The organism is Dehalococcoidales bacterium (assembly GCA_035529395.1).
Classification (GTDB): Bacteria; Chloroflexota; Dehalococcoidia; order Dehalococcoidales; family Fen-1064; genus DUES01.
In genome coordinates this window covers 1-8,759 of the sequence record DATKWT010000078.1, presented here as the reverse complement: position 1 = coordinate 8,759, position 8,759 = coordinate 1, and the positions used below count along the sequence as shown (strand labels likewise).

The following is an 8,759-nucleotide window of genomic DNA, read 5'->3' as shown; positions in this document are numbered from 1 at the left end:
GAGTCCGCCGGCAGATTCGGTCTTGCTAGTGTAGTGTCTCCGAGTTTTCTTTACAATAATTGTTGACAATAATGCGTCGTAGTAGCCGGTGTCTCATTGTAAAGCTATGTTAGAGACACTACACTAGCATGGACCGCGAGCTTCGTCGGGACCGTTGTTGTACTCACTGGCGGAAGTTTGAAGTGCCAGATTGTACGGTGAAGGTATTCCGGGTTTGTCAGGCGTTGGGTGATACCGGTTCTGGTTGGTGCTTGAAGAGTGGAGTTTTGCGGGTTCATTTGTGGTCTGAATCTTCGATTCCTTGTTCCACCCCTTGACATAGAACATTTGTTCTGCTATAGTGGTAGTGACCCCTCCTTGGAGACCCGTGATGGCAAAGCTCATTGGTGAACCTATCAGAACCCACGCCGGCAGGGACTCACTCCCAATCGCCTTCATCTGGCGGAAACGCCTCTACAGGGTGGTCGAGGTCCTTAACTGGTGGCGAGAACCGGCCGACTGGTGGGATGAGAAGCAGGTACGCTTCTTTGTCCGCGTCAACGCCCGGAACTCCACTGAAGGCACCTACGAGCTTTGCCAGTTCGGGGATAGCTGGTTCCTGCAACGGATTCTTGACTGAGAGTGTGCTGAAAAACCCTTTCGACCAACCCTACTATATCCGGGGGACACCCCTTTAGCACTCTCCGGGATAATTCCCCGGTATTCTTCACAGCACTCCTTTCCGCTCAGAACGACAATAGTAACACTATCATAATCTCACCCTTCTGTCTGAACGAGAGCAATAGGGTTTGAGCACGTGACTACGCAAGGTTTACCCCCGGTTACGCACGATAATTGCCAGTCCCGCCGAATTGGATAAAACCGAGTCTGCAAAAGAGTTGACAAAGGTATCCCTCCGTGATAATATCGGCCATAAGCTAGGGTGTATGGCTTGGCCGCGTTAGAGCACGTATATTAAAGGAGGTCTGGCACAGAAATCTGGTTGCCCCCGTTTACACTGAGAAGTACGCCAGGTGGTATTTATTGCCAGGGGGACTGGTTTCTGGGTTGGTAGTGTCAAGATGGCAACAACAACTGATGAGAGGATTCTCGACGTTAAGGAACTGAGGACCTATTTCTACACCCAGGAAGGAGAGGTTAAAGCCGTTGACGGCCTGTCCTACCATATCAATAAGGGAGAAAGTGTTGGTCTGGTGGGCGAGAGTGCCTGTGGTAAGAGCGTAAGCGCCCTTTCCATCCTGCGGCTTATTCCATACCCACCCGGTATCATAGTCGGTGGGGAAATCTTCTTCCAGGGACAGGACCTGCTGAAAGCGTCCGAGGCAGATATGCGCCACATCAGGGGCAACCGCATTGCCATGATATTCCAGGAGCCGACGACTTCTCTGAACCCCGTTCTCACCGTGAAGCGGCAGATATCCGAAGCCCTGGAACTCCACCGGGGTATGGACAAGGAAGCATCGCTTGGGGAAACCATCAGGCTGCTGAAGCTGGTGGGAATACCGGATGCGGAACAGCGTGCTCAGGACTATCCATTCCAGTTCTCCGGAGGGATGCAGCAGCGCATCATGATTGCTATGGCGCTTAGCTGCGACCCCGCACTGCTGATTGCCGACGAGCCTACCACCTCAGTCGACGTTACCGTGCAGGCACAGTTGCTGGAGATACTCGCCGAACTAAGAGACCGGCTGGGCACGGCCGTTTTAATTATCACGCACAACCTGGGAGTCGTCGCCCGCTATGTCGACCGGGTGCAGGTGATGTACGCCGGTAGACTGGTGGAGACCGCGCCCACTGACGAACTCTATTCTAATCCCAAGCATCCCTACACCATTGGTCTGCTGGCATCCGTCCCCAGGCTGGACAGCGAACGGAAGAAGAGTCTCAGAATCATAACCGGTCTCCCACCCAATCTCGCCCGGCTGCCCGGAGGCTGCGCCTTCCATCCGCGCTGCGAGTATGCCATGGACCGGTGCCGGGTAGAAGCACCCACACTTGAAAAGATTGGCGAAGACCACCTGCGGGCCTGCTTCTATGACGCTGACAAGCTGCATAAGTACTAAGGACAAGTGAGGGCTCTCCGATAATGAGTAATGCTACTGAGAACCTAGTAGAAGTACAGGACCTGTTCATGTACTTCCCCGTAACAGCCGGCATCATGCAGAAAAGGGTGGCTGATGTCAAAGCCGTGGATGGTGTCTCCTTCTTCATCAAGAAGGGTGAAACCCTCGGCCTGGTAGGCGAAAGCGGCTGTGGCAAGACAACCACCGGACGCTGCATCCTGCAACTCTATGATGGCATGAAGGGCAAGATCATCTTTGACGGCACCGAGCTCACCGAGCTCAAGCGCGAGCAGATGAGGAGAATGCGTCGATACATGCAGTTGATTTTCCAGGACCCGTTTGCCTCACTCGACCCCCGTATGACTGCCGGCGAGATTATTGGTGAACCCCTGAAGGTCCACGGTCTGGCCAAAGGTCAGGAGTACCGGGACCAGGTCGCCGAGCTGTTCCGGATGGTGGAACTCGAGCCTTTCATGGCGGACCGCTACCCGCACGAGTTCAGCGGCGGCCAACGGCAACGCATCGGCATCGCCCGGGCTCTTGCCGTGAGGCCCGCCTTCATTGTATGCGATGAGCCCGTATCAGCCCTGGACGTTTCCATTCAGGCCCAGGTTATAATCCTCCTGGAAAGGCTCCGCGATGAACTGAATCTGACTTACCTTTTTATTGCTCATGACCTTTCCGTAGTACGCAACATCAGTGACCGAGTGGCCGTGATGTATCTTGGTAGAATCGTTGAAATCACGAATGCTGACGAAATATATGCCAATCCGCTCCATCCCTACACCATAGCGCTGCTTTCAGCGGTCCCGATACCTGACCCGGCGGTTGACCGTACCCGGGAGCGGATTATTCTGGCTGGTGATGTACCCAGCCCAATCAATCCCCCCCGCGGCTGTAACTTCAACCCCAGATGTGCACAGGCAATGGATATCTGCAGGGAAGAGACGCCGGAGCTAAGGAACATCGGTGGGGAGCATTGGGTGGCATGTCATCTGGTGAAATAGACACCTGTATCCCAGTCACCAGCGGGATACCGGCCACACAGTGTACGGGAGGTCCGTGCGTTTCCGGTTCACTTCCGGATGTGTAATGCAGGAGTTCTGTGTTGCTAAGTAATCCAGGCCAATTTTTTTAAGTAGAGAAGTTATGTCGCAATCAACCAGAAGACCCCGCGGCAGAAGACCGGTAGCGAGTACCCCGAAGCCAGCAGCGGAAGAGAAACGACCTTCGCAGAGAAGGACACGCTTAATTCTGGCTGCGGTAGTGCTCGCTGTTCTGGGTCTAGCCATCGGCATCGGTTATTATGTCATCTACGTAATACCACTTCAGTTCACCATAATCAAGGTGAACGATGCCGAAATCAACATCGACTACTTCATCCGAAGAATGCTCATTGCCGGCCCCACAGATGACATTTTCACAATGATTGAGACCATTACCAATGAGGAGCTAATTAGACAAGGGGCACCTCGCTACGGTATCGAGGTCACTGAGGATGAGCTCATGGCAGAGCTAAGAAACAGTGCCCGGGGTGAAAACGAGACTATCTCTGAGACCGAGTTCCAGTCCTGGTATCGTGACCAGCGTAACGAGAGCGGGCTGTCTGACGCCGAATTTAAAGACCTTGCTCTCACCTCGTTAATGGGGTTTCGCCTCCAGCAGTATTTTGCCGAAAGAGTATCTACGGTAGCCGAACAGGTGCACCTTCACCTCATCGTGTTCCCGACAGAAAATGCTTATGAAGATGCCGTTGAAGCAAAAAGCAGGCTGGAAGAAGGGGAGGACTTTGCTGACCTGGCGCGTGAGCTCGCCATCGATGAAGCATCCGCGGAGCAAGGCGGTGACATGGGCTGGTGGCCTCGCGATGCTATGGGAATTCAGCAGGGTACGATGTTCCTCACACCACCAGATTGGATGTTTGACCTCGGTATCGGCCAGGTTAGCGACCCGACAATGATAGACCAGGAGAATAATATATTTGCTCTCTTCATGGTCTCGGAACGGGCGACTGCCAGGGATATCGATGAGAACCTGCTGGAAATAGTAAAGAGTCGGCAGATCGAGATGTGGCTGAGTAATGAAATGAGCGTCCAGACGATTACACTCCATGGCCGCAATAACGGCTTTGATTCCGAGACCCACGCCTGGATATCGTGGCAGCTATCAAGAAGACAAAGTCAGTAGTCGGCCGGAGGATTCCCAGGTCTGGTCGATTAGTCAGGTGGTAGAGTAGTGATTAGGGTTCAGAACCTCACCAAGTACTACGGAGAGCGCCTCGCGTTAGATGACATCAGCTTCAACGTAGAGAAGGGTGAAATACTGGGTCTCCTCGGCCCCAATGGTGCCGGTAAGACGACCGCTATGCGCATAATCACCAGCTTTCTTATGCCTACACGTGGCGATGTCTGGGTGGCTGACTGCAATATGGCGGAGAACTCCCTGGAAGGACGCAGGCACATCGGCTATCTCCCGGAGGCCATCCCCCTGTATACCGACGTAACCGTCCGCTCCTACCTGGAATTCTCCGGCAGAATCAGGGGCATGGACAGTAACCATGTTAAGACCAGGATTGACGATGTCGTGGAGCTCTGCCGTCTTGAGGAATATATCGATGTGCTCATCGGCAAGCTCTCGCGAGGGTTCAGGCAGCGGGTAGGAGTTGCCCAGGCAATTATACATGAGCCAGAGGTGATGATTCTGGACGAACCTACATTGGGCATAGACCCGATTCAGGTGTCCCAGACCAGGCAGCTTATCAAGGACCTCGGGCAGGAGCACACCATCCTTCTCTCCAGCCATATTCTACCGGAAGTAAGCATGACCTGTGACCGCGTGGTCATCATCCACGAGGGGCGGATTGTCGCCGAGGACAAAATAGAGAACCTGTCAACCATCATCACGGGGTCGCGAAGCATACGCCTTGAAGTACAGGGGCCAGCCGGTGAAGTAACCACGAAGCTCAGTAATATCAAAGGTGTGCGCCAGGTACGCTACGAAGAGCCCCACCACTTCGTGGATTGTCCGCCGGAACAAGACCTTCGTCCCAAGCTCATGGAGGCCATTGTGCAGGGTGGTTGGATACTACTTGGCATGGAGGCCGTGGAAATGAGCCTTGAGGATATCTTCCTCGAATTGACCACCGAAGAATACGACGAGGACGAAGAAGATATCTTCGTTGAAGACGAGGGGGACGTCGAAGCGTGAAGAACATCGGTCTCATTGCCTCCAAGGAGTTCAGGTCCCACCTGACCTCTCCCATGGCGTACATCGTTACCTTCGTTTTTCTGCTCATTACGGGAACATTCTTCAGCACGTACCTTACCGGGACGGGGTATACCGATACCAGTATCGCCGGCTTCCTCAACCCAGGCAACCTTCTTCTCCTGCTGTTCGCCTCCGTACTGACCATGCGTCTCCTCGCCGAGGAGAAGAAGATGGGCACCTGGGAACTACTCCTGACCGCTCCGGTCAGAGATTCCGAGGTCGTGCTCGGCAAGTTCCTGGGCAGCCTGGGCATCCTCCTGTCAATGCTGGCGCTTACTCTCTATTATCCGCTCTTGCTGGTCTGGTTCGGTGACCCGGACATCGGTCCGATAGTCACCAGCTATATCGGCCTCATCCTGCTGGGTAGTTCTGCCATGGCAGTGGGGCTGTTCGCTTCATCAGTAACGTCAAACCAGATAGTCGCCGCCGTAATCTCCGGGGCAATCCTTTTCGCCCTGTGGTTCGTCGGCTCTGCCGTCGCTCTTGTACCAGCGAACATCGGGGAGTTACTGGCTTATGTCTCGCTGATGCACAATTTCGGTGACTTCACGGTGGGCATCATAGATACCAGGGCCATCATTTACTACCTCAGTATCATTGCCCTGTTCCTCTTCTTCACGATTCGGTCTATTGAAACAGGCAGGTGGAGCTAGATGCAGACCGGCATTATCGCGCTACTGGGACTGGCAAGCCTGTTCGTTGGCTGGATACTGACGCTGGTGCTGCCCGGTATCCGCTACATTTCCTGGGGCATGCTGTTGCTGGGTGCGATACTGGTGCTGGTGGCTTTTGTCATCGATTACCGGCGGGTGCGTGGCGCACTGGCAAGCCGTCGGGGGAGATTCAGCACCGGCACTACCCTGATGGTTTCCATATTCGTTGGTATTATCCTGCTGGTCAATGCCATCAGCTATGCTAACTTCCACCGTTTCGATGTTACCGGCCTGTCCCAGTACACGCTGACATCACAAACAAAAAGCGCTCTCGAAGGGATGGAGACACCAGTGGAGGCGCTCCTGTTCACTGTACCCGGTGATACAACCGGTGGCTTTCTGCAAAACCTGCTGGACGAGTACAAGAACTTCACCGACCAGTTAGGCATTGAACTGATAGACCCTGAGCAACAACCGGACCAGGCCAGGCAATGCGGCGTAAGCCAGTATCCCGCCGTAGTGTTCCGGGGTGAGGCCGGGCAGCGGTCTGTTCTACCCCAGAATATTATCAGCGTCACCGAGCAAGGCGACATGATAATTGAAGCAGAATATGCTTTCACGAGCGCCATACTGGAGGTTACCGGTTCCGTCCAGAAGAAGGTGTACTTCCTCACCGGACATGGTGAGAACAGCATCTTCTCAACGTCTGCTGATGGCTACAGTACCGTGAGAGAAGGGCTACTCGACAACCTTTATCAAGTGGAAAGCCTGGACATCCGCATTGCCGGTGATATTCCGGAGGACTGCACGGTATTGGTCATTGCCGGTCCAAAAGGGTCATTGACAGGTCGTGAAGCGGACCTGATCGAGCAATACCTGGAGAATGGTGGCTGGGCACTGATCCTGGTAGACCCCAATCCTCCCAAGGAATTCAGGGAACTGATTTCACAGTGGGGGATGGACATCAGGGACGGCGTGATTATCGACGAAGGCTCATTCACAGCACCTCACAATGATAGTCCGCTTGTACCTTTGTTGCGAAACTACTTCGCCCAGTACGGCATGTACGGAGACACCTACTTCCCCGGGGCCACAGCCATGCTACCGCAGGCTGGATTTGAAGCAATGGCAGCGATCTCACAGTCAGGACTCGCCCAATTCACGTGGGTCAGTGAAGACAGCCAGGCGGTGCTGTACTCGCTTCTGAGGACCAGCCAGGAAAGCTGGCTGGAGACAGACCTGCAGTCCGACACTGAGCCGCAGTTCGACGAAGAGAGCGATATCCTGGGTAGTCTGAATATCGGTTTCTTCGTGATACGCTATCCGGACACCGTGGTAGATGTAGAGGATGAAGAAGCGATCGCTCTGTTCACTGCCCAAGCCTTCGCGGGCACTCGCCTGATCGTGGTCGGTGATTCCGACTTCACCACCAACGCCCACTTCCAGAACGGAGACAACGGTACTCTGTTCCTGACCTCTATCCACTTTCTCACGCAGGGCAAGGAACTCATCACTATGGACCGCAAGTACCTCCAGACCCGCCGGCTCATCATCGGCCCGGAAGCAACAAGTTTCATCACCATCTCCAGCATAGGACTGCTGCCGCTGTTAGTGCTGGTGGCGGGTGCGTACATCTGGTGGCGCAGAAGATAGCCACAGAAAGGTCTTGCCCGAGGGTTAGCAGTTGAGGCTGAAAAGTATACTGATACTGGTCGGAATCCTTGCCATCGCGGCGACCGTTTACTATACCACCCGGCCTGTCGAGGAGCCCCCACCAATAAAGGAGCCGATGCAATACGTCTGGCTCTTCGATATGGAAGAACTGCAACACATCCAGATAGACCTCCCTAACCTGGCTAGCACCGAGAAGTTCGTCAAGCACGAGGACAGACAGTGGTATTTCGATGACCCGCCAGGACCCAGAACTGACCCGGAACGCTGGGGAGGCGGCATACCACTGATTCTCAGTGGCCCGGGTGCCGAAAGGCCGATTGCCAAAGATGCTACCGATGAGCAGCTGGCGGTGTTCGGCTTCACCCAGCCGATAATGCTGCTCACCCTGACCAAGGAGGACGGGGAGATTGTACGCATCGAGGTGGGCGATGAGGTACCTGACGGCCATGCCCACTATGTTCGCGTGGCCGACTCTGATGACATCTACATCGTCGATGCCACCTGGTATGACGTGCTCGAACGCCTTGTCCTGGAGCCACCCTATCCTCCAGAAGAAGAGGAGGAGGACTAACCTCCTTCCTTTCCGACAGGGACATAATCAGCCCCCAGATGCCGTAATATATCACCTACCCTACCAACTATCATGTTATAAAAATGCAGTACATCGGTGTCGATATCATAGAGATTGCCCGCGTTCATGAAGCCGTTGAACGCTGGGGAGACAGGTTCCTGAGACGAGTCTACACCGAATCTGAACTCAAGCGCTACGCGAAAAGCCCTTCATCCTTAGCGGCCCGTTTTGCCGGTAAGGAGGCGGTCGTGAAAGCCCTGGGGACAAGCGAAGGTGGCATCGGCTGGAAGGACATTGAAATCCTGGCCGAACCTGGCGGCCGGCCCGTGGTCAACCTCTACCACCGGGCAAAGGAATACGCTGACGGACTGGGCCTGGCAGGAATGGCCATCAGCCTATCGCACTCAAGGGACTACGCGATTGCGTTCGTGGTTGGGGAGAAGGGGTAGAGGCTCAGCACTTGGTATACCCGCAGCCGTGGCACTTGAAGCAGCCTTCCTCGTAGGCCAGCAGGCCGCCGCAGTCCGGACA

The 8,759-nt window shown here is 54.6% G+C and carries 9 protein-coding genes; all 9 read left to right on the top strand.

The annotated features are described in order from the left end of the window. Positions 1–370: 370 nt before the first annotated feature. The 9 genes from VMW13_04830 to acpS all read left to right on the top strand — a co-directional run bounded on the left by VMW13_04830 (position 371) and on the right by acpS (position 8,677). Complete coding sequence (locus tag VMW13_04830) at positions 371–619, top strand: DUF6504 family protein (GenBank protein HUV44139.1); 249 nt, start codon at positions 371–373, stop codon at positions 617–619. Between the two features lie 394 nt (positions 620–1,013). Next, a complete protein-coding gene (locus VMW13_04825; GenBank protein HUV44138.1) occupies positions 1,014–2,063 on the top strand; it encodes an ABC transporter ATP-binding protein in 1,050 nt (349 codons plus the stop codon). A 23-nt stretch (positions 2,064–2,086) separates the two neighbouring features. After that, positions 2,087–3,070, top strand: coding sequence for an oligopeptide/dipeptide ABC transporter ATP-binding protein (locus tag VMW13_04820; protein HUV44137.1), 984 nt, complete (start codon positions 2,087–2,089; stop codon positions 3,068–3,070). 142 nt (positions 3,071–3,212) lie between these two features. Then, entirely contained in the window at positions 3,213–4,250 is a 1,038-nt protein-coding gene (locus VMW13_04815; protein HUV44136.1) for a peptidylprolyl isomerase, read from the top strand. Positions 4,251–4,298: 48 nt separating this feature from the next. Continuing rightward, positions 4,299–5,270, top strand: a complete 972-nt coding sequence (locus VMW13_04810) for an ATP-binding cassette domain-containing protein (protein ID HUV44135.1) — start codon at positions 4,299–4,301, stop codon at positions 5,268–5,270. After that, a complete protein-coding gene (locus tag VMW13_04805) occupies positions 5,267–5,983 on the top strand; it encodes an ABC transporter permease (protein HUV44134.1) in 717 nt (238 codons plus the stop codon). Before VMW13_04810 ends, VMW13_04805 begins: the two co-directional genes overlap by 4 nt. Then, complete coding sequence (locus VMW13_04800; GenBank protein ID HUV44133.1) at positions 5,984–7,636, top strand: Gldg family protein; 1,653 nt, start codon at positions 5,984–5,986, stop codon at positions 7,634–7,636. 31 nt (positions 7,637–7,667) lie between these two features. Further along, positions 7,668–8,228: a DUF4340 domain-containing protein gene (locus VMW13_04795; protein ID HUV44132.1), complete on the top strand. Its 561-nt coding sequence runs from the start codon at positions 7,668–7,670 to the stop codon at positions 8,226–8,228. 83 nt (positions 8,229–8,311) lie between these two features. Beyond that, positions 8,312–8,677, top strand: coding sequence for a holo-ACP synthase (gene acpS / locus VMW13_04790; GenBank protein ID HUV44131.1), 366 nt, complete (start codon positions 8,312–8,314; stop codon positions 8,675–8,677). Positions 8,678–8,759: the final 82 nt, after the last annotated feature.